Here is a 20044-nt window from a genome sequence, read left to right as displayed (position 1 = left end):
AAATGAAAACGCTCAACTATTTTTTATATCTATTGATCATCCTTCAGGTTTCATGTAAAAATTTCTTGGATGAAAAACCTGATGCCAGTCTAAAAGAAGCCAATAGCCTCGAAGACCTTGATGCGCTATTGAACAATACTAAGATCATGAATTATTATAGCATGGGACTTGGCGAGGCTTCTGCTGATAATTATTACCTCGACAAATCTAGCTGGGAAGCATTTGATCAGCACGAAAGACAGTTATATACATGGGGAGGAGAAATCTTCTACCAGTTTTACCTCAATCCTTGGCTGGATTATTATAAGAGCATATATTACAGCAATCATGTATTAGCCAAATTGGATAAGATCGCTTCTGAGAAGAAAATAAAGGGGCGTGCAATGGAGCTTAGGGGAAGGGCATTATTCTTCAGGGCATTTGGTCATTATAAATTGCTTTCACTCTTCTCTAATGCATATGATAAAGACGCTTCTAAAACTGATCTTGGCATCCCATTAAGACTGAATGATGACTTTAATATACCTTCCGAAAGGGGAACAGTAGAGGCATGTTATCAACAGATATTACAGGATCTACATGAAGCGGAAAGTTTATTGCCGCTGAAATCAGATAATATGCACTTACCGTCAAGGATATCAGCTTATGTCCTACTTTCATGGATTTATCAGGCACGAGCTGAATTTGATCAATCAATTCTGTATGCACAGAAAGCACTTGAAATCGATAGCAAACTTAAAGATTATAAAGAGTATTCGCAGGAAGCCAGATATCCGTTTTTTGGTTTTGATGACGAAATCGTTTATATAGTGGCCGGAGGAGGAATCTATAACATGCTTGGAAAGTCCTATTGTAAAATTGATACACTATTATATTCTTCATATGACATACATGATCTTAGAAAGAAGCTGTTTTTTGAAAGAAATAAAGATGGATCGTATAATTTCAAGGGGTCTTACGTCGGTTCCCGAGGGCTTTTTATGGGACTTACAGTAGCGGATGCTTACCTCAATCTGTCGGAAGGACTGATACGCCTGAATAAAACAGAGGAAGGACTGCGATTTCTTGAAATTTTCCAACGTCATCGTTACGATGAGACTTATAGCCCGCCGCTTGCCTCAATGTCGCAGGAGAGCGCCTTAAAACTAGTTTTGGATGAGAGACGAAAGGAATTTATCATGCGGGATTCCCGATGGGGGGATATCAAACGTTTAAATAAGATTGATGATGGGGTGATTATTCCTGTTCGCAAGTTAGGTGACAGCGAGTTTTTGCTTAAGAGAAATGATAACAGATATGCGTTACCATTACCTGCTGAGATCATTGAACTGACAGGCATGCCCCAAAACCCAAGATAAAGTGTGTCACTAAAAGGAGGGGCAGCCGAGCTGTCCCTCCTTAAAAACTATCCCATTAATTTGAAAATGCCGGTCTTTCGGCAGCTTCGTAATCATCAGGATTATCGGTCACATTACCCAATGACATGGCCGGTTTTGTAGCGTCGGATGGGTGTGGAGTATCTTGAATTTCACAGATATATATTCCGTTACCGCATTCCACCTGTCCGTTGCCAGGTTTGGTCAATGCATAATTATTGCGGTTATTAACATCCGCAGGAGTTGTACTGTTTAGTTGATAGTAGTATGTTTGAGTTGCAGGTTGCTCCTCAATAAAACTATCCTTCTTTTCCATTGCATTCACCGCGAATGCGATACCTAGTACTAAAGTCAATGCCGAGCCAACGGTAATTAGACTTCTTTTAATGATCTTTTTTGAAATCATGGTTGTGGTCTTTTTTATCCGATCAAAAAAAGGTTGCCTCAAAAAACTTTGATTAATTTTATGTTGTGGGGTGTCTTTTAGCAGACCTCGCTGGCTGGCTTTGCATCCCGATACGCAGCCTGCCTGTTCCCAGATGAGCCCTGAGAGCCATCCGGGATTTCCGTGAACAGTGCCCCTTTACGGTTGCGCGACCTTCGCTGTACAACTCTCTTCTGGGCGAAGGCAATCCGATGCGGTAAAGTGTCCAGCTGAAGCTTGTCTTTGACCAGTCTACAGACCAAACTCTTGGGCATAATCAGCGGATATACCTGCGTCCTCAGGGACGAGTATAGCTTTCCGATGCAACGGAAAAGAGCCGTCATTATGTTCAATATAGGGTGCATTTTGTTCATACAACTTGTATTACCTGATCCATTTGTCTGTTGGCAGCGGCGCCTCCTTATCATGGCCTGCCCACTTGACTTTTATTATTTCTTCGTTTTATCCGGTTAACGTTTTCGTCGTTAACTTATACCAAAGTTCGCCAGTAAAGAGCAGCTGGACTTGACCGAATCTGGAGTCGGGTATATACAGGTTTGGAATAATGAAAAGGTAGAGCAATAAAAAAATCCCCTCGGAAGGGGATGGTTAAAATTTCAAAGGTGTATTGTGGTGGCTTCTCGGATAATCTCGTCAATGAATGCCAGATATTCGTTTTCGCTTTTAAAATTTGGCGTAATTTTCCGATCTACTCGATAAAGAATATGATCGCGTATAAAGGCTTCTTCAAAAACAGAACAGATAATGACATATTTATTTGTCAGGTCAATCTTCGAAAGAAGATGGTTTACTTCAAAATAATCACCACCGCTGCTCAAGATCAGTATCTCGGCTTTCGCAGCAGACAGTTCCAGCGTTTCCTCACGGATTTCTATTAAACGGGGGTGTTTGGTGAGGGTTGTGACGATATCCACTTTTGATAGATTGATCATCTGCCATGCCACATAGCTATAGCTCGTTTTAATGGGCAATGGCTGCCGCGGTGCTGCTATCTTCCTTGCATGGGACAAAAGGTAATAAAGCATAGCCTTTGGAGAATAAATATTGCCAGCAGCATTTGCTGCCTTGAGTACCTCTTCATCAAGCTGATAATTTTCAGGGAAATAGGAGGCGGCCATCTCGATACAAATACGTAGCGGGCCATATTTCCAGGCTCTATATTTTCCACAGACTTTTCTCGCAATAATCTTGCTTTTGTCAGCTGGCTCAGCGATAAAAAGTTTTCCGACCGCGCTGAAAAATTTTCCGATTTTTTGAATGATTTCTTTCATGTTTTTAGGTCATTAGGTTAATTTAATAATAAATTTATAAATAGTCTTGGTTATTCCGCTTAAAAAACTCCGTAGCCGTCATGCCCGTTTTCTTTTTAAAAAAGCGGGCAAAACTGCTCGGTGAAGCATAGCCCAGTTCATAGGCGATTGCATCGGTAGGCATTCCGTCTACAATATATTTCTTGGCGAGATCCAGCATAAATTCTACCTTCAGCTTTTGGGGACTCTGTCCGTAATAAAGTTGGATAAGCTGATGCAGATAGTCCATACTGATCCCGAACTGCCAGGCAATATCTTCCAGTTTAAAATCCTGGCCAAGCTCGGCTACTGCCTGCTTAATAGCTGCATGGGCTTCTTTGGATTTGATTTGGGATTCCGAAATCTTGTCATATTCTTCAAAGATCTTTTCCTTCGATAGCTGGATCAGTTTCTTGATACCCCAGAGGATATTGACCTCACTATCGAGGTCGCCTTTCTTGATTTTTGACGCAATGGTTTTTAGCAATGAAATGGTCCTGGTGCCGGCACGGAAATCAATGCTACACCACGAATTCGGATCGTGTTTTCGATAGGCATGGATCAAGGCGTGAAGAAACTGGAAGGGACGCTCATTGCCATCGCGGAAAATGCTGCCGCGGAAATAAAAGTTAATGAGGGTATACCTTCCGGCAGGAACATGGATTTCATAGTCACTTCTGGTTAAGTAAAAGTAGCGGCCGCGATTGCAAGAGATGCTGTAACTGATCCGCTTCTGGACATCCCTGATCTGAATAGCACGATCTTCTGTCAAGAGGTAAAAGATATGGATATCCGACGCTGTGACTTGCATCGGAATGACAATATCCGCAGGCAGGTGCAGATCCAATATATTGATGTAGCCGAGCATGCCGTCAAACTGCTGCAGGCAGGCTTGCCCATGTTGGTTTTCGTAATGTTGATAGTCCGCATTGGACATGCTTATGCTTGGCTTGAGCGTATCAGTTCTCGGACTGATCGGCTGGTCAAATACTTGTGCGATATCGATCTGTAGTGCTGTTTTCATAATGGTGTATAGGTCAATAAAAATCCCCCCGGTCAGGATTTCGGTATGATCGGGGGAAATGGTTTTTGGATAACGTAGGGTTGGATTACTGCTGCGGACCGGTGTAGGAAATCCGGATAAACAGGGGAGTGAACATCATTGTCGCCACACCATCCTGCCATTCATCGAGGCCGTGAACCATAAGCTCCTTAAATTCTGGATCATCATCATCTCCCTTGTCTTCTTTTTGAAATTGAAGTACGTTGCCCTGCATGAGATAATTGCTGATAGCCGTGCCAAGTTGTTTCCGAAATCCAGGTGAAAAATCATAGAGCTGCTCCACCTGATGGGGCTTCAAGTCAAAATTGTGTTCCATCCAGGCTGCAAAATCGTCTTTAAGAAGTTGCATCTCTAGCGCGCGCTCCGCTAAGGGTAGCGCAAGAAGCGTGGCTACTTTTTGCGCCACACCTGCATTGTCGAAGTTCTCTTTCATTCAAATTGTATTTTTGCAAATATTTATTTAAATAGATCAAATTAGCAACCGACCTGTCCTAACCTCCGGTATTTTGGAGGATAATCTTCTTTTGGGTGATTAAATTTTGCTTAATATTTGATTTTATTTAGTAAATTGGTTCTGTAAACCAGTATAAACCTGAGCCATTTAAGAGAGCTTGACATAACATATGAAAGTATTAAAACTAACGGTGGAGAGTTTACTCATCTCCATGCTTTTTAATTTAATCGGAAATCACGGTATTTACCTGAATCGATTTTGGACACAGACCTATTGGATGTGGACAGTGGCATTTGCAATTGCGATTGGTGTTGCGGTCGTGTTCACGCAGATGTTTCTTGAAGCCTTTGGGACTTATTGGCAGAAGCGGTACCCTGATTTGATACTCATGAGCAAGGGGAGGGTCATGACCAAGAGTATACCCAAAGGTCAGCTCTGCTGTGCAATTCTTGTTACAACTATATCGATTCTATCGATTTATCTCTTCATTATCTATTGTTTCGCTTCTGTCCGCAGCGAAGATACGTACAGCTTGTTAAGAAGCTATCTGCTGCATTATATGCCTTTTATTGGTCTAGGCTTTATAGCCTACGTGATCTATGTTTTTCGTAACGGCGAATTATGGTGGCTAACAACTGAAAATGTGATGGCTTTGTTAGGGAAAGAGGTCATGTCGCAGGAAAACACAACAGATAGAGCGGGAACTATAGCACCTCCAAGTGCATTGGATAGGACTATCGTAATCGGATCACTCTATGATGTGCTGCATAAAGATTCGCCATTCAATTTAAATACCTTGCAGATGGATGCTGTACGTATGTTTGATGTGCCCTTTTATTTTTCCCAAAAAAGAAAAAAAGAAGTCGTCCTGATCAATGGTATCCGTTTGGAAGCCCATCATTTCATGCAGGAGCTAGAAAGGTTGGGGCTTGATAAATGGTATTTCCGCATCAATAAAACCTGTAGGGTAAATATGATGCTCGTCCGTCAACCGATATTGCCAAATGCCACTTACCTGGAGTTTCGTAAGGAAGTGTTTGACAGCCTCAAGTTGAATATGACGGAATTGGAAATCAGCAACCTGCTGCAGATAACTGAATGGATGCGCAAAGAAAAAAAACTAAAGGATTTTTTGGATAACGTCAATAACCTGGAGCATGAGGGATGGGATAACCTTATTCGGCTCAATTGAATCATCCCACTTTATAAACTTAGATAGACCGAGCGCAGTAGACAACAGGTCTGCTGCTGCGCTGGATTTCGGCGGTTAGTCGAGCTAACCTTACCCGTTTATGTTTTTTGTAAAAGGATCTCCTGATCAACAGGATATCACCCCCCGTTTTGTGTCCAATGCGACAGCTATTCACCTTAAAATCCACTATTCTTTTCAATTAAAGTCAGGCATCGGATATACGCCCTTAGCGGCCAAGCTGGACCGTATCCTCGACCTGCTGCAAGAACAGCAGTATACGGAGCTCCACAAGCTGACCGGTACAATGACCATCCACGAAGTCGCCTATTTTTTGAGCAAAAGTGTGCGCACCATCGAGCGCCGTATCGCCAAAGGCCTGCTCAAAGCCACCTATAAAGAGGGTAATGCGGATCTCTTTCTCAAAAAAGATGTGGTGCAGCTGTATGTGGCCGAATATAAAAAATGGCCGCGGCAAATGCCTTAAATCCCTACACTATTCGTACCTGCTTCGTATTGTCTTCGGGGCTGCATGTAAAAGCAGCCACTGTTAATCCGTTGCTGAACAGTATTTCCCTGTTCGGAGACTGGTGAAGGTCTGGTCAGTATCTGTACAAGATCTATTGCTGATCCGAAGCAGGTACGAATCAGGTGCGAAGCAAAGGCCCGAGACTGCTGCTCAAACCCGTAGTTTTTGAAGTGCCAGACGGCGGTGTACCTGGAATATGCCCGATTGCCTCCGACAACACGCCGACAAAAGACGGGCTGCCGCCGACGAGTCTCCGCCAACCTGTTTTATGCTATTGACAAGGGGCTATGTGATGTGGTATGTTTGTCGAAGTAAAGCAATACATACCGGTATAAATGAAAGCTTTATGGGGTTTAACTTTTTAAAAAAAATAACAACATGGCAACAATCAACAATGGTGTAATCGGAAGAGCAAGTGGTAAAGTGGGCGCTGTGATAGCTTCGTCCTGGAAATCCATCAACTACCTCAAAGGCCTGCCCAAAAAGCGGACGAAAGGGATGTCCGAAGAACAGCTGATCCAACAGGACCGTTTCCTGAAAATCTCCAAATTTCTGATGCCGATCACGCCGATCCTGCAGGTGGGGTTTGGGCTTTCCAAAACCGAAAAGATGACGCCCACAAACGTGGCACTGCAGCTCAACATCGCACAGGCGGTAAGCGGTACTTATCCAAACTTTAGCTTGGATTACAGCAAGATCGAAATCAGTACGGGCTCTTACCTCAACGGCGGCGGCATGGAGGCTGCTGTGGATAATGGAATTCTTTCTATCTACTGGGATACCATCCTCAACAGCCTGTACAAGACCAAGGCCGATGATCAGGTCATTATCTTGGTCTATTCACCCGAAAAGGATGAATTTATGACGGCACCTACACCGCCCACCCGTGCTGCCGGTACGATAGACATCCAGATCCCGGCCCACCTGCTCGGTGGCAAGGGGCATGTCTGGATCTTCTTTACCGACCGCAAGGCCGAAAAGGTATCCAAAAGTACGTATTTGGGCGAATTTGACCTGGCTTAGCCACTGAAGGATTAATTGAACGGGAGGAGCATGTGGCTCCTCCTGATTTTTGAACACAAAACGATAAGACATGCTGGTGATTTCTGAGTTTAAAAAGCAGGTTACAGATCCGACACGTAGGGAGGCTGCGCAGGAGCGTTTTCGGCTGGCACGCCGGTTTTTGAATCCGCTGTACCCGCTCATCCGCAAAGGTTTTGCCCATAGCAAGTGCACGGTGCAGGCGGCTTTTGGCCGCGCCATGTCGCATACGCTGACGAATGTGATACAGGGGGAATATCCGGATTTTGAGGTAGTGCCCGCTCTCGCAAAAATAAGCAATGGCATGCTGTCTCCGCTCGCGGTGAATACCTGTGTACGTACGTCAAATACGATTCAGCTGAGCTGGGATGTAACCGAATCCAACATCAAAGATTATAACCAATGGGATGACCAGGTCATACTCTGTGCTTATGATATTATTGGCGAGCAGGCAGCCATCAATGAACAACAGGTGCTGCGCAAGGATCTCCAAATGACGATCGAGCTGCCATCCATCCTGCATGATCGGCCGGTGCACCTGTACCTGTTCCTACATGATCGTGACGAAAACCTGTACTCCAGAAGTCAGTACCTCGGTCTTTTCTAATTTAAATCTTGCGTATGAAATCAACGATAAAAGTACTTCGTACAAAACAGGGCAAGCATAGCACGCTGTCCGAGATCTACCTGAACAATCAATTTGTCTGCTACGGTCTGGAGAATATTCCGCGCCCCGTGAAGATTAGGGGCGAGACTGCCATACCTGTCGGGCATTATCCGCTGGGTTTTAACCGCGAGGGGGCAATGAATGGCCGTTACTACGACGCTTACCCAAAAATGCATCGCGGGATGTTAGAGATGCTTGATATTCCGAATTTTAGCTATGTCTACTTCCACAAAGGAAACAGCTACAAAGAGACTGCGGGCTGCATCCTGGTAGGCGCGCAATATGTACTGGAGGATGGTGATTATCGCCTGTTAGCCTCGGGTGTCGCCTACAAAAAGTTCTATCCGCTAGTGGTCGAACTAATGCTGCAGGGACTGGTCGAAGTACAGGTCGAGTGAGCGTCGCCCGATACAGGGCAAGTGAACTCCATTAAATAGAATAATCATGAAAAAAATCTTTAGCAAAATAGGACAGGTGTTACAGCTGTTGCTGGCGGCACCTGTTAAGCTACCGGGAAAGGTAGGGAATGTATTAAAATACCTAGCCTTGGGGCTGGGCATCGTGGAAACCGTATTGGATGAGGCTAAGCCGCAGCCGGAGGTGGACGATAAGGATGCTTCGGTGGAAGAGAACGGTAAGAAGCCGGCTTCTGAATTGGAAAGCGATAAGTTTACTTCGGAGGGCGTTGGAGATAACATGTCCGCTAAAAACGGAGCCGAAACTACAGGTGAAAGGAGCGCGATGGATGAAAGTGAATGATATCCGCGTCTCGGCTATTGGTGGTACCATCTGCTCCATCTGGGCCAGTATTTCCCTGGGCGATGTGCTGCAAACCGCCCTGACAGCTGCACTAGGTACCTTGGTCAGTTTCGCAACAAGTAGGCTACTGGCGAAGATGGGTAAACGCAAAAAATGAGTTGAACAAAAAGGCGCACAGGATCGTGTGCCTTTTTGTAAGGCAACATCTTCAATTTTTATCTTCTCTTAATTTCCGAAAACAGCCTATCGACATCTTTCGGCAGCTCAATTCATCGACAATTTACGATACAGAAAGTGTTAGTGGATGGTATTTATTATTTTATGTTTCAAGAAATATAATGTAAGCTATTTGAATTTTTAAAAAAAATTTCAGCTTTGATTTATTATTTGTAATTTTTTAAACACATTTCGTGTGTAATAATTTAAACTAAATGCGTTTCCCGATTATAAAATTCGACCAAATGGACTGCGGTCATGAAGATGAAGACTATTCAGAAAAATCAAAAAAGTGTTTCTATGACCCATATACAGCAAGTTGGAATGATGACGAAGCAGCATAATTGCATAACAAAAATCAAAGGATACAATATTTTTTTTATTTTCTTCCTCTTGATATTATCTAGTTCTAACAGTTTCAGTCAGGTGCTCCCTGAACGCTATCAAAAACTGATAGATAGCGCTAGAATTTATAGGAGTACTAATAAATATAAAGAGGCAGTAACTATGCTTGAGCGCGCATTTGCCGAAAATGGTGATAAAGGGCTTGTTCAAGATAGATATGAAGCGGGAAGATTATGGGCTTTAATAGGAAATTTAGATTCTGTTGAGAATCAATTTAATAAATTAGTTAAAGTCGGATATAGTAGTTACATAGAAATAGAGGCAGATAGTGCATTTAAAAAGTTAGAAAATATTCCAAGATGGGAAAACTTAAAGAGTAAGATAAAGGCAAATTATTACTTCAATGATTCTATCCAGTCTAATAATTATGAGTCTCTTGACAAAAAGCTTATTCACATCTTAGATACTATTTATGAAAACGATCAGCTCCCCAGAATGAAACTTTTAAATGTAAAGGCAGATGATAGTTTGGAAATGAAAAAGCTTTATGGTGAAATGTCTAAAAACGATTCAGAAAATCAGAATCGAATTTCTTTACTGTTAGATAGCTACGGCTGGCTGGGAGCAGAAAAGGTATCTCAGAGGGGAATCAATACAGTTTTCCTTGTGCTTCAGCACGCGCCTTTAGATATTAAACAAAAGTATATCGATATGGTGGAAAGAGCCGTTTCGAAAGGAGAAATAAGAGCCACCGATTATGCGTTATTCCAGGACCGATATCTTTTACAGCGCAATGATAATCAGAAATATGGTACACAAGTTGGCAAATCGGGTTCTGCATACTATGTATTGCCAATTCAGGAGCCTACTAAAGTCGATGAGTTCAGATCCAAGATTGGCTTACCGCCAATGAAAGAATATCTTAAGAGATGGAAGATTATTTGGAGTCTAGAAAGGTATGAAAAAGATCTATTAAAATATCATAATAAATAATTGATATTGTCTCCGTGTTTTTATGGCTTGCAAATGGTATTTTATCATTTAATATTTAAAGACTGGTCTACTAGCCAAACCGGGTAAACGGAAAAGATGAGTAGAACAAAAAGGTGCACAGGATTGTGCGCCTTTTTGTAAGGCAACATCTTCATTTGTAAGGCAAAATCCTCAATTTTTACCTTCTTTTAATTTCCGAAAACAGCCGATCGACATCTTTCTTACCGAACAGTCCGGTTCCCTGCACCATCGTCGTCGCCGAGCCACATGCGATTCCCATTTGAAGGACATGCTCCAGATCGCCCTCTTGGGCTAAAACAGACACCATGCCGGCGACCATACTATCACCTGCGCCCACAGTACTACGTACTTTTACCACTGGGGAAGGCAGCTGGATTTTTTCTGTTTTTGAATATAATATAGCGCCTTGAGCACCTAGCGAGACCACGATTAGAGTTGCTTTACCCTCCGAAATTAGCTGCTGGGCGGCCATATCCAGATCGGAATGCCCCAATTCCTCTTTTCCCACAAGAGCAGCAAGCTCGCCGGCATTCGGTTTGATTAAATAGACACCTTCATCCAGTGCGAGGCGAAGTGCATCGCCAGAGGTATCAATTAGTATTTTACTGCCCTTCGATTTGTAGTTATTGATCAGTGATCGTATAAACTCGGGCGGCATACCAGCGGGCATACTGCCGCTGATAACGACAAAATCCGGAATATCCGGGAGTTCCTCAATTGAATTCCTAATCCCGTCCAGCTCGTTGGATTCAACTTGTTCGCCTGGAAAACCGAATCGATATTGCTGATTGGTTGCGCTGTCAACCACGATAAAGTTTTCGCGGGTCTCGCCATTCACCCGAATAGGATCTATAGCAATATCTTCCAGTCTCAATAAGCTTTCGAGTAAACTGCCTGTCCTTCCACCGGATGTAAAAAGAGCTGTTGAATCCAAACCAAGTCTTTTCAAGGCCCGAGATACATTAATTCCTCCGCCACCAGGCTCATATACAGGTGCTTCACAACGTAATTTCTTTTCAGGAACGATATGTTGTACACTGGTACTCTTGTCTACGGATGGGTTCAGGGTTATTGTTAAAATAGATTTTGCCATTTGTCTAAGTTATAAAGCTATTCAGAGATAAATAGTGCATTGTTGAAATGCATCACAGCATAATTTAAATAAAGCTAATAATTATTATTGACAGTGTACAGCGCAAAATACCCTACGTGCTTTCGGTTTCGTCAACATTGCTTACCCCGTTATTTGAATCATTCCTGTTGGTAGACGAGGTCTTCGCTGAGACAGTGGTCTTCCCAAGGCGTTTCTGTAAGTCGACTATGCGCGTTTTCCACTTCTAAAGGTATCGCGTAGCTCGAGGATCTTTTTGAGATTGCGCTGCAAGGCGGTAAAAAATGCTTTTGCGGACTTGTCCGCTTGCTTCATGATCTGCCGCAGGTGACTCACCACACAACTCAATGGCCTTCCTGATAACCGTGTGGTACTAGTTATTATTAACCGGACGCCCAATGGGGATGTCATCACTGGCAACCTAAATATAACGGAAGTTATCAATACAGCCTTTGCATAGTCGTTGACGGTAGGTCTTCGGGAATCTGTATTTATTACTAAAAATATTAGTTTTATTAAATTCTTTTTTCGAAATTTACAGTCAACAACCAATTATTATATTTATGAACGAGCCCGTTTATATAGATCTAGTTTCAGACTATGCATTTAAGCGCATTTTTGGATCCGAACCCAATAAGGATTTACTGATTTCCCTATTGAATGAGTTATTCCGTGGACGGAAAAGTATTGTCGATTTATTGTACGAAAAGAATGAACATGTAGGGGATAGCGAGGAGATCGGGACCGTGATCTTTGACCTGATCTGTACAGCTGAAAATGGAGAGAAGTTTGTGATTGAAGTACAGCGTACTGCACAGATAAATTTGAAAAAACGCATGCTTTACTACAGCAGTAAGCTTATTGCGGATCAGGCTCCCAAAGGAAAACGGCGAGCGTGGAATTATGCGATAACCGAAGTGTATATCGTTGTACTTATGGATGGATTTACTTTTTCACAGGCGGATGAATCCAGCGCTGTTATTCACGATATTTGCTTGTGTAACAGGAAGACAGGTCGAGTTTTTTATGAAGAGTTGGGGTTTATTTACGTTCAATTGCGTAACTTTACAAAAGTAGAGGCGGAATTAGAAACTGATCTTGATCGTTGGCTTTATGTTTTACGTAATATGTCCAAGCTGAACAAGATACCGGTCTATCTGAAGAAGCCTATATTTGAAAAATTATTTAAAATAGCGGAATACGCAAAGTTGAATAAGGAGGAACGAGCAATGTATGATGTAAGTCTAAAACGTAAATGGGATGCTGAAGCGGTGCGCCAATATCAGGAGCAACAGCTTAATGAGGCTATTCAAAAAGGCATTGAACAAGGCATTGAACAAGGTGTTGAACAAGGCATTAAACAAGGCATTAAACAAGGTGTTGAACAAGGACTGGAACAGGGCGCTGAGGCAAAAGGCTATGAGGTAGTGGAAAATTTGATTACCGAACTTAAGCTTACTGATGATGTTATCGTGCGTGTTGCGAAGGTTTCGCTTGATTTTGTACAGAAAGTACGGGCAGATCTAGCCAGAGACAAAAAGTAATTATTCCCAATTATACAAACATAGCAAACAGCTGTTCAGATTTTTGAGCAGCTGTTTTTGCACTAACTAAACCTGTATTTGCTGGAGCTTTTCCGGCAAACAGTTTTGCCTTCACTCCGAAGTGCCTAACTAAAATTTAAAGGACTAAGCGGCCTTCTGCACTTCTTTTTGTGAAGGCAAGCCCCTTAAATTGGCTCCGTCACTTGGTTTAATTTTGAAATATTCAATTAAGGATAGTAGGGACAAGGCCGCAATTAACTGCAATGCCAGACTGAAATCCCGCATCTGATAAACAGTATCCTGATAATAACTGCTTGCTAGGTGGAGGGTTACCGCTCCTAAGGCGATCCCCATACCAAGTGCCATTTGTTGTGCCGTATTATAGAGCGTATTTGCATTGCTCATCTGCTCATTTGGTATGTCTGCATAGGCCAAGGTGTTAAGGCTCGTAAATTGAAGCGACCGTGTAAGTCCAGAGAAAAAGAATACAATGGCTACAAGCCAAATCGGTGTTTGTATTGAAAGCAGGGAAAGTCCGGCCGTAAACAATGTTAAAATAATACCATTCCCGATTAATACTTTACGGAAGTCAAATCTTCTGGTGATCCATATGGCTACGGGCTTCATGCTCATACTGCCCAGCATGTTGGCCATATAGAGGAGGCCTGCGTGAAATGGGCTCAGTCCAAAACCCAACTGTAACATAAGCGGCAGGATAAACGGAGCAACATTGATCACCATACGGGTGATCGATCCAGAATAGACCGTAACCCTGAACGTTTTTATTTTGAGGACACTATAATCTATCAATGGATACTTGATCCGCTTGGAGTGCCAGATTGAAACGGCCATTAGCGCAAAGCTAGCAACGATAGTAACAATGGGTTTGGTATAATCTCCTTTGGCTGCACCGATCATTTCAGTACCCAGCATAATGCCGGCAAGGCCGATCCCACTGATAAAAAAACCGATAAGGTCAAGTGGTCGTCGATTTTCAGATTCCATCGCTGGAATAAATTTATTGACTGCCCACAGTGCAAATACACCGACGGGTACATTAATAAAGAAAATCCAGTGCCAGCTAAAATAGGTCGTAAAAAATCCGCCCAATACGGGACCAATTATAGGGCCCAATAATCCGGCCCAGGCAATATAACCGATCGCATCGACCAGATCTTTCTTTGCGGTATGCTTGAGCACAATGAGACGGCCGACCGGTACCATCAGTGCGCCTGCAGTACCCTGGCAGATTCGCGCTATAACAAAGGAAGTTAAGTTGGTACTCAGTCCACATGCGATTGAAGAAAGTATGAACCCCATAATTGCCGTATTGAAAACCTTTTTTGCGCCGTAGCGGTCGGCAATCCAGCCGCTGATTGGAATAAATACAGCTAACATAACCGTATACGAAGTAATACCGGCACTGAGCTGTACCACATTACGCTCAAAATCGTGTGCCATTTTGGGTAAGGCCGTGGATATCGCTGTGGTGTCGAGCATCTCCATAAGCAGTGTGCCACCTACAATGAGCGATATGATGCGTGATTCTTTCTTCATTTTGCTCTTCTTCAATCCCGAACGGGATACATTTGCGACAAAAGTAAACCTATCCAAAAAAAGAAAAGTCATTTAAAGGCAATTAAATATAGACGAATCTGGCTGCTTATGTATTTTCCGGAGAATCGAAAGATGTGGACGAGGATGATGTTGCGGGCTAAGGCTAGGAGAGCGCTAGCGGTTGATCTTTGCAGGAAAAAGTGTGATTGCAACATGATGTTTACAAAAGCTTTCGCTACGTCAATGTTACATTAGTCTACTGCGCCATTGTTTATATTTGTAGTGTACGCAAATCAAAATGCTGTACATTAGATATCATACAACCTATGTTAAGACGAGTCATATTTCAATTTCTCTTACTGATAAGTGCGATGCTGTTGATCGTGAAGCCTTTGATCGGATTTTCACTTTATCATCAGGCAAAGGCACAGAGCGAGAATGAGTTTATCACCGTAATCAAGGCTTTTAGTAAACGGAAACAAGAATACCTGGATTGGGTTGATGTCAAAGATAGTGTCTGTCTGACGCTCTCTCCACTTCGTCACTTTACCGCCAAAGTAAGGGAGTTTTTCATTACCCACTTTTTCAACAGGTTCTTTCCGAATTCCAGCGTGTTTTCGATTGGTAACTTGCTGTCCAAGGCCTTATTTCCGCTCGAGCGGCTATACCTGCGTAATCTCCAACTGACTTTATGATAAAAAAGCGATTTTAATCGTATTGAATGAGTCCAATGGGGCTACAGACATTCATTTATTTTAAAATAAGCTTTTTTATATGTTTCAGAAACTTGTCCTTATGGGGCATGTGCTGCTCTGCTGTAGCTTCTTTAGCTATGGCCAGGAGAACCATGTGCCTATCAAACTCAATCAGCTGTTGTCTTCGGTAACGCAGCATGCGCCCTCCTTACGTACCGACTACGTGCGTACGCAGGTGCAGCAGGCCCGAGCAGCCGAAGTCAAAAACAACCGTCTGCCGAGCCTCCAGCTGTCGTATCAGGCAGATGTCGGTTCCAATAATAATGTACCGGGGCCTTACTTCGGATTTGGCTTGGTACCGACCAATAATGGTGGTATCCGTGCCAATAATAATTATCAGGCTGTGAGCAGTAATCTTGGCATTGCTGCTTTCCAATGGGAGGTCTATAATTTTGGTCAATTCAAGGCCCAGGACCAGCTCGCGCAGGCGGAGGTGGCCGTGGAGAACCGTCGTTTTGAACAGTCTAAGTATGACCTGCAGTCCTTCACCATCTACAGTTATCTGCAATTGTTGAAATTGCATGACCTAATCGAAATCCAATCGCGGAGTATAGCCCGTAATCAGGAAATACGTCAGTCGATATTTGCGCTGGTCAAAAGTGGTATCACGGCCGGTGTGGATACCAGTATGGCGGATGCTGAAATATCGCGGAGCCAGCTTGGTCTTATCGAACTGGATAACCAACAGCAGCAATTGCAAATTCAACTGGCTACTTTGGCGGGTATGTCGCCAGCGCAGATTATAGCGGACACCACTGCCGAAAAGATTCTTTTCGAGCAGGTAAAGAATGCCCCCATTGAACTGGATGGTGGCCGTCAGCATCCACTCGTAGCCTACTATAATGCATTGTTTGACAAGACCAAGATGGAAGAAAAGCTGGTCGCCAATAGTTACCGACCTAAGCTGTTCCTCTCGGGCGCCGTCTGGGGGAGGGCATCCAGTGTACATAGTGATAACAGTTATGGTTCACTAGCCGATGGCTTTGGCCTGCAAAGGGGTAATTACCTCGTCGGTATGGGGATTAACTACAACCTGTTTGACCTGCGCCGCAAAAAAGTAAAACTCCATACACAGCGTCTTATGGTGGACGAGGCCGGTCAAAAGCTACAGGAACAACAGGCCAACATCGCCATGAATATTGCACAGTCTGCCACGGAAGTGGAAACTGCTGAAAGACGGCTCAAGGAAATTCCGCGTCAGACCAAGGCTGCAAATGCCGCCTACCGTCAGAAGTTTTCCTTATACAAAAACGGGCTGATTGATATTGTGGAGGTCAACGTTGCCCAAAATATGCTCAATCAGGCAGAGCGCGATTATATCACCGCTAAGTATAATTATTATCTGGCATTGTTCCATCAGGTGGTGGCACAAAACAATGTCGATGGCTTTCTTCAACTTTTTAATTAATTACTTATGTCACTTGTCACAGCTGCTTTACGAAGGCCGATTACCACGGTGATCATTACCCTGAGCCTGCTGCTCTTTTCGGTACTCGCTGTACTGAAAATACCGATTGATATCTTTCCGCAGCTCAATTCACCGACAATTTACGTCATTGAATCTTACGGTGGAATGTCTCCGCAACAAATGGAGGGGTTTTTCTCCTCCCGGATGCAGGATCAATTTCTCTATGTCAACGGAATCAAAAATATATCAGCCAAAAATATTCAGGGCCTTACGCTCCTAAAACTTAGTTTCTATGAAAATACCGATATGGCCGAAGCTTCGGCGCAGGTAGCACTGCAGGTAAACCGGGCCATGAAGTTCTTTCCGCCAGGGGCATTGCCACCACAGGTGGTTCGTTTTGATGCTTCCTCTTTACCTGTGGGGCAGCTGGTGCTGTCTTCGAAGACAAAAAGCCTCAAGGAGATCTACGATATGGCGAGTACGCTGGTGCGGCCCATGTTTTCTGCGGTACCGGGACTCTCGGCCCCGCCACCCTTTGGAGCCAACTCCCGGACCATTACGGTCAATGTAGACCCCAATAAATTGCGCAGCTATAACCTGACCGCCGACGAGGTGGTGATGGCATTGTCCAAATTCAACGTCATGTCACCATCAGGCAACCTGCACCTCAACAATACGATGTATGTGACCACCATCAATTCACTGATCAAGAATGTTGCAGATTTCTCCAATATTCCTATTCTGACAAAAAATGGGATCCCAATTTATATCAAAGATGTCGCACGCGTATCGGACGCTTCGGATGTGACGGTCAGTTACGCACTGATCAATGGTCGGCGCTCTGTTTATATTCCCGCCGTTAAGACTTCGGATGCATCCACCTGGGCAGTGGTCAGCAACCTTAAGGCTAAGTTGCCGGAAATCCAGAACCTGCTGCCAGAGGATGTGAAGGTATCTTATGAATTTGACCAGTCCGTAGCGGTTATGAATTCGGTGCAGAGTCTTTTGCACGAAGGGGGGCTCGGTGCTCTGCTTACCGGTCTTATGGTGCTCTTGTTTCTGCGTGACTGGCGGAGCAGCCTGATCGTGATCGTCACCATACCGGTATCCATTTTGATCGGTGTCTTTCTGCTCACACTGTTTGGCCAGACCATCAATATCATGACCTTGAGCGGTTTGGCACTGGCCATCGGTATCCTGGTCGATCAGGCCACGGTGACCATCGAAAGCATACATCAGCATCAAGAACAGGGTACACACAAACGTAGGGCGATCTATCATGCCTGTCAGGAGATCGCTGTTCCGCTACTCTTGATCCTATTCTGTATTTTGGCTGTATTTGCACCTTCTTTTATGATGACGGGAATTCCCCGGGCAATGTTTTTGCCACTTTCTTTATCCATTGGATTGACGATGATAGCTTCTTATTTCATGGCGCAGACCTTGGTACCCATTTTGTCCAATTGGCTGCTCAAAGAGCATCATATTGGTCATTTCAAGTCAGACTCGCCGGGCTTTTTCGATAAGATCAAAAAGCGTTATCGCTTTAGCTTATACCGCTCCATGCGGCATAAGGGCAAAGTTATCATAGGATATCTGCTGCTCACGGTGGCTCTTGCCACTGGCGCATTTGTGTACATCGGCAAGGATATGATGCCCAAAGTCAACAATGGGCAGTTTCAGTTGCGGATCAAAGAGCCCGATGGAACTAGGCTGGAGCGCACCGAAGAGTCTGTCAAACAGGTTCTGCAAGTAATCGACAGTACGGTCAACCATCAGGTTGCCATCAGTTCGGCCTATGTAGGTCTGGTGCCCAGCAGCTATGGGGTCAGCAACCTCTATGTATTCAATACCGGAACGCATGAAGCCGTGATTCAGGTGAACCTGAATGCAGACTATCATGTCAATATGGACGAACTCAAAGATGTTTTACGGCGTAACATCCACTATAAACTACCAAATTTGCGCCTGAATTTTGAGCCTATTGATATGACCGAAAAGATTATGAGCCAGGGAGCTGCAACACCGATCGAAGTGCGTGTCGCCGGCAAGAAAATGGACGAATTGAAGGTCTACGCCGATAAGGTTGTCGGTTCATTGCGGCATATCGGCTATCTGCGTGATGTGCAGATCGCGCAACCCCTCCGCTTGCCGACCATTTCCATTGCCATCGACCGCCTCAAAGCTTCACAGCTTGGTCTGCAGATGGATGATATTGCCCGGTCGGTAACAGCCAGTACGTCATCAAGCCGATTTACACAGAAGATCCAATGGCTCGATGAAAACAATACCTATACCTATCAGGTACAGGTGCAGGTGCCTGAATACGTGATGAATACAATGGACGAACTGCGCGAAATTCCGCTGGTGAAAGGGCAGCTCACACCGACCTTGGGCGATATAGCCAGTTTCAATACACAATATTTACCCGGTGAATATGACCGACAGGGGCCAAGGCGGTATCTGACCGTGATGGCAAATATCCATAAGAAGGACCTGGGGGCAGCAACAGCCGATGTGCAACAAGCTATTCGTGAACTTCCGGCTCCGCCGCGTGGTGTTGTGGTGGAAATGAAGGGGATGTCGACACTATTGCTCGATACCATGGGTAGTCTGCAGTTGGGGCTAGCCTGCGCAGTTGTTGTGATCTTTCTGCTGTTGGCGGCGAATTATCAAAGTGTCAAGCTTTCGCTGACCGCATTGGTCACTATTCCTGCAGTGATATTAGGGTCGTTGGCGATGCTTTTGCTCACAGGGTCTACGCTCAATCTGCAATCATACATGGGTATGATTATGTCTACCGGGGTTTCCGTCGCCAATGCGATCCTGATCGTGTCCAATGCGGAAGCACTGCGGTTGGACTTCCGCAATGCTAGGACAGCAGCGTTGGCCAGTGCGACAACGCGGCTACGTCCAATCCTGATGACCAGTATGGCCATGATTGCCGGTATGATTCCCATGGCCATGGGAATGGGAGAGACGGGTGAACAGGCAGCTCCATTGGGCCGGGCCGTGATCGGTGGCCTCTTTGCCTCCACATTTGCTGCCCTCTTTATTCTGCCGCTCCTGTTTGTGTGGATGAAAGAAAAATCTACGTTCGACTCCGAATCACTCTTGCCGCAGGACGAGCCTGATCATCGGAAGCCATTGATGGAAAAAGACGCGTATCGTGTAAACTAAAAAATATAGTGCTCTTTCGGAATCGAAATCCAGCAGTATAAACTGCGAGATATAGACGGAAGTTACTATGGAACAGGAACATAATCGTATAAAAAGATAAAA

General features: G+C 44.2%; 19 protein-coding genes. 13 read left to right on the top strand and 6 right to left on the bottom strand.

Annotated elements, in window-relative coordinates; all coding sequences use genetic code 11:
• Positions 1-2 precede the first annotated feature (2 nt).
• Positions 3-1358 (top strand): RagB/SusD family nutrient uptake outer membrane protein, encoded by a 1356-nt coding sequence (locus B3H30_RS15525; RefSeq protein ID WP_115049140.1) that lies wholly within the window; start codon positions 3-5, stop codon positions 1356-1358.
• Between the two features lie 55 nt (positions 1359-1413).
• Here B3H30_RS15525 and B3H30_RS15520 read toward each other — a convergent pair whose 3' ends face one another.
• From B3H30_RS15520 to B3H30_RS15505, 4 genes are all read right to left on the bottom strand, one after another.
• Positions 1414-1782, bottom strand: coding sequence for a hypothetical protein (locus B3H30_RS15520; protein WP_070561190.1), 369 nt, complete (start codon positions 1780-1782; stop codon positions 1414-1416).
• A gap of 635 nt (positions 1783-2417) precedes the next feature.
• Positions 2418-3092, bottom strand: a complete 675-nt coding sequence (locus B3H30_RS15515) for a hypothetical protein (protein WP_286775235.1) — start codon at positions 3090-3092, stop codon at positions 2418-2420.
• Between the two features lie 34 nt (positions 3093-3126).
• Positions 3127-4134 carry a helix-turn-helix domain-containing protein gene (locus B3H30_RS15510; RefSeq protein WP_070561188.1) on the bottom strand — a complete coding sequence of 336 codons (1008 nt, stop codon included), beginning with the start codon at positions 4132-4134 and terminating at the stop codon, positions 3127-3129.
• Between the two features lie 85 nt (positions 4135-4219).
• Entirely contained in the window at positions 4220-4606 is a 387-nt protein-coding gene (locus tag B3H30_RS15505) for a hypothetical protein (RefSeq protein WP_070561187.1), read from the bottom strand.
• A 190-nt stretch (positions 4607-4796) separates the two neighbouring features.
• Here B3H30_RS15505 and B3H30_RS15500 point away from each other — a divergent pair, with 190 nt between their 5' ends.
• From B3H30_RS15500 to B3H30_RS15465, 8 genes are all read left to right on the top strand, one after another.
• A complete protein-coding gene (locus B3H30_RS15500; RefSeq protein ID WP_115049132.1) occupies positions 4797-5819 on the top strand; it encodes a hypothetical protein in 1023 nt (340 codons plus the stop codon).
• 100 nt (positions 5820-5919) lie between these two features.
• Entirely contained in the window at positions 5920-6303 is a 384-nt protein-coding gene (locus tag B3H30_RS15495) for a hypothetical protein (RefSeq protein WP_070561185.1), read from the top strand.
• Positions 6304-6723: 420 nt separating this feature from the next.
• The gene (locus B3H30_RS15490) at positions 6724-7368 is read left to right on the top strand and encodes a DUF6266 family protein (RefSeq protein ID WP_070561184.1); all 645 of its coding nucleotides are present in this window, start codon (positions 6724-6726) and stop codon (positions 7366-7368) included.
• A gap of 70 nt (positions 7369-7438) precedes the next feature.
• Positions 7439-7993, top strand: coding sequence for a DUF6266 family protein (locus tag B3H30_RS15485; protein ID WP_070561183.1), 555 nt, complete (start codon positions 7439-7441; stop codon positions 7991-7993).
• Between the two features lie 14 nt (positions 7994-8007).
• Positions 8008-8451 (top strand): DUF5675 family protein, encoded by a 444-nt coding sequence (locus B3H30_RS15480; protein ID WP_070561182.1) that lies wholly within the window; start codon positions 8008-8010, stop codon positions 8449-8451.
• Positions 8452-8497: 46 nt separating this feature from the next.
• The gene (locus B3H30_RS15475) at positions 8498-8812 is read left to right on the top strand and encodes a hypothetical protein (RefSeq protein ID WP_070561181.1); all 315 of its coding nucleotides are present in this window, start codon (positions 8498-8500) and stop codon (positions 8810-8812) included.
• Positions 8781-8969: a hypothetical protein gene (locus B3H30_RS15470; protein ID WP_139144875.1), complete on the top strand. Its 189-nt coding sequence runs from the start codon at positions 8781-8783 to the stop codon at positions 8967-8969. Before B3H30_RS15475 ends, B3H30_RS15470 begins: the two co-directional genes overlap by 32 nt.
• A gap of 317 nt (positions 8970-9286) precedes the next feature.
• A complete protein-coding gene (locus B3H30_RS15465; protein ID WP_070561180.1) occupies positions 9287-10366 on the top strand; it encodes a DUF6624 domain-containing protein in 1080 nt (359 codons plus the stop codon).
• 178 nt (positions 10367-10544) lie between these two features.
• Here B3H30_RS15465 and B3H30_RS15460 read toward each other — a convergent pair whose 3' ends face one another.
• Positions 10545-11480 carry a 1-phosphofructokinase family hexose kinase gene (locus B3H30_RS15460; protein WP_070561179.1) on the bottom strand — a complete coding sequence of 312 codons (936 nt, stop codon included), beginning with the start codon at positions 11478-11480 and terminating at the stop codon, positions 10545-10547.
• Positions 11481-12061: 581 nt separating this feature from the next.
• Between B3H30_RS15460 and B3H30_RS15455 the strand changes: the two genes are divergently transcribed.
• Positions 12062-13042, top strand: coding sequence for an Rpn family recombination-promoting nuclease/putative transposase (locus B3H30_RS15455; protein ID WP_070561178.1), 981 nt, complete (start codon positions 12062-12064; stop codon positions 13040-13042).
• A 144-nt stretch (positions 13043-13186) separates the two neighbouring features.
• Here B3H30_RS15455 and B3H30_RS15450 read toward each other — a convergent pair whose 3' ends face one another.
• Positions 13187-14671, bottom strand: a complete 1485-nt coding sequence (locus B3H30_RS15450) for a DHA2 family efflux MFS transporter permease subunit (RefSeq protein ID WP_217493505.1) — start codon at positions 14669-14671, stop codon at positions 13187-13189.
• A 254-nt stretch (positions 14672-14925) separates the two neighbouring features.
• Between B3H30_RS15450 and B3H30_RS15445 the strand changes: the two genes are divergently transcribed.
• From B3H30_RS15445 to B3H30_RS15435, 3 genes are all read left to right on the top strand, one after another.
• A complete protein-coding gene (locus tag B3H30_RS15445; RefSeq protein WP_139144874.1) occupies positions 14926-15294 on the top strand; it encodes a hypothetical protein in 369 nt (122 codons plus the stop codon).
• 79 nt (positions 15295-15373) lie between these two features.
• The gene (locus tag B3H30_RS15440) at positions 15374-16762 is read left to right on the top strand and encodes a TolC family protein (protein WP_070561176.1); all 1389 of its coding nucleotides are present in this window, start codon (positions 15374-15376) and stop codon (positions 16760-16762) included.
• A gap of 6 nt (positions 16763-16768) precedes the next feature.
• A complete protein-coding gene (locus B3H30_RS15435) occupies positions 16769-19942 on the top strand; it encodes an efflux RND transporter permease subunit (RefSeq protein ID WP_070561175.1) in 3174 nt (1057 codons plus the stop codon).
• The last annotated feature ends 102 nt before the right edge of the window (positions 19943-20044 follow it).

Origin of the sequence: Sphingobacterium sp. UBA7038 (genome assembly GCF_002494055.1) — a bacterium.
In the GTDB taxonomy this organism is placed as follows: Bacteria; Bacteroidota; Bacteroidia; order Sphingobacteriales; family Sphingobacteriaceae; genus Sphingobacterium; species Sphingobacterium multivorum.
Note: the sequence above shows the minus strand (reverse complement) of the source record. Positions and strands in the feature narration are given on the sequence as shown.

Excerpts from the sequence above, each read along its gene's own strand:
- B3H30_RS15500 (WP_115049132.1), top strand. The coding sequence starts at position 4,797 with ATGAAAGTATTAAAACTAACGGTGGAGAGTTTACTCATCTCCATGCTT.
- B3H30_RS15510 (WP_070561188.1), bottom strand. The coding sequence starts at position 4,134 with ATGAAAACAGCACTACAGATCGATATCGCACAAGTATTTGACCAGCCG.
- B3H30_RS15515 (WP_286775235.1), bottom strand. The coding sequence starts at position 3,092 with ATGAAAGAAATCATTCAAAAAATCGGAAAATTTTTCAGCGCGGTCGGA.
- B3H30_RS15440 (WP_070561176.1), top strand. The coding sequence starts at position 15,374 with ATGTTTCAGAAACTTGTCCTTATGGGGCATGTGCTGCTCTGCTGTAGC.
- B3H30_RS15480 (WP_070561182.1), top strand. The coding sequence starts at position 8,008 with ATGAAATCAACGATAAAAGTACTTCGTACAAAACAGGGCAAGCATAGC.
- B3H30_RS15465 (WP_070561180.1), top strand. The coding sequence starts at position 9,287 with ATGAAGATGAAGACTATTCAGAAAAATCAAAAAAGTGTTTCTATGACC.
- B3H30_RS15495 (WP_070561185.1), top strand. The coding sequence starts at position 5,920 with ATGTTTTTTGTAAAAGGATCTCCTGATCAACAGGATATCACCCCCCGT.
- B3H30_RS15485 (WP_070561183.1), top strand. The coding sequence starts at position 7,439 with ATGCTGGTGATTTCTGAGTTTAAAAAGCAGGTTACAGATCCGACACGT.
- B3H30_RS15490 (WP_070561184.1), top strand. The coding sequence starts at position 6,724 with ATGGCAACAATCAACAATGGTGTAATCGGAAGAGCAAGTGGTAAAGTG.
- B3H30_RS15505 (WP_070561187.1), bottom strand. The coding sequence starts at position 4,606 with ATGAAAGAGAACTTCGACAATGCAGGTGTGGCGCAAAAAGTAGCCACG.
- B3H30_RS15525 (WP_115049140.1), top strand. The coding sequence starts at position 3 with ATGAAAACGCTCAACTATTTTTTATATCTATTGATCATCCTTCAGGTT.
- B3H30_RS15435 (WP_070561175.1), top strand. The coding sequence starts at position 16,769 with ATGTCACTTGTCACAGCTGCTTTACGAAGGCCGATTACCACGGTGATC.
- B3H30_RS15520 (WP_070561190.1), bottom strand. The coding sequence starts at position 1,782 with ATGATTTCAAAAAAGATCATTAAAAGAAGTCTAATTACCGTTGGCTCG.
- B3H30_RS15460 (WP_070561179.1), bottom strand. The coding sequence starts at position 11,480 with ATGGCAAAATCTATTTTAACAATAACCCTGAACCCATCCGTAGACAAG.
- B3H30_RS15445 (WP_139144874.1), top strand. The coding sequence starts at position 14,926 with ATGTTAAGACGAGTCATATTTCAATTTCTCTTACTGATAAGTGCGATG.
- B3H30_RS15475 (WP_070561181.1), top strand. The coding sequence starts at position 8,498 with ATGAAAAAAATCTTTAGCAAAATAGGACAGGTGTTACAGCTGTTGCTG.
- B3H30_RS15455 (WP_070561178.1), top strand. The coding sequence starts at position 12,062 with ATGAACGAGCCCGTTTATATAGATCTAGTTTCAGACTATGCATTTAAG.
- B3H30_RS15450 (WP_217493505.1), bottom strand. The coding sequence starts at position 14,671 with ATGACTTTTCTTTTTTTGGATAGGTTTACTTTTGTCGCAAATGTATCC.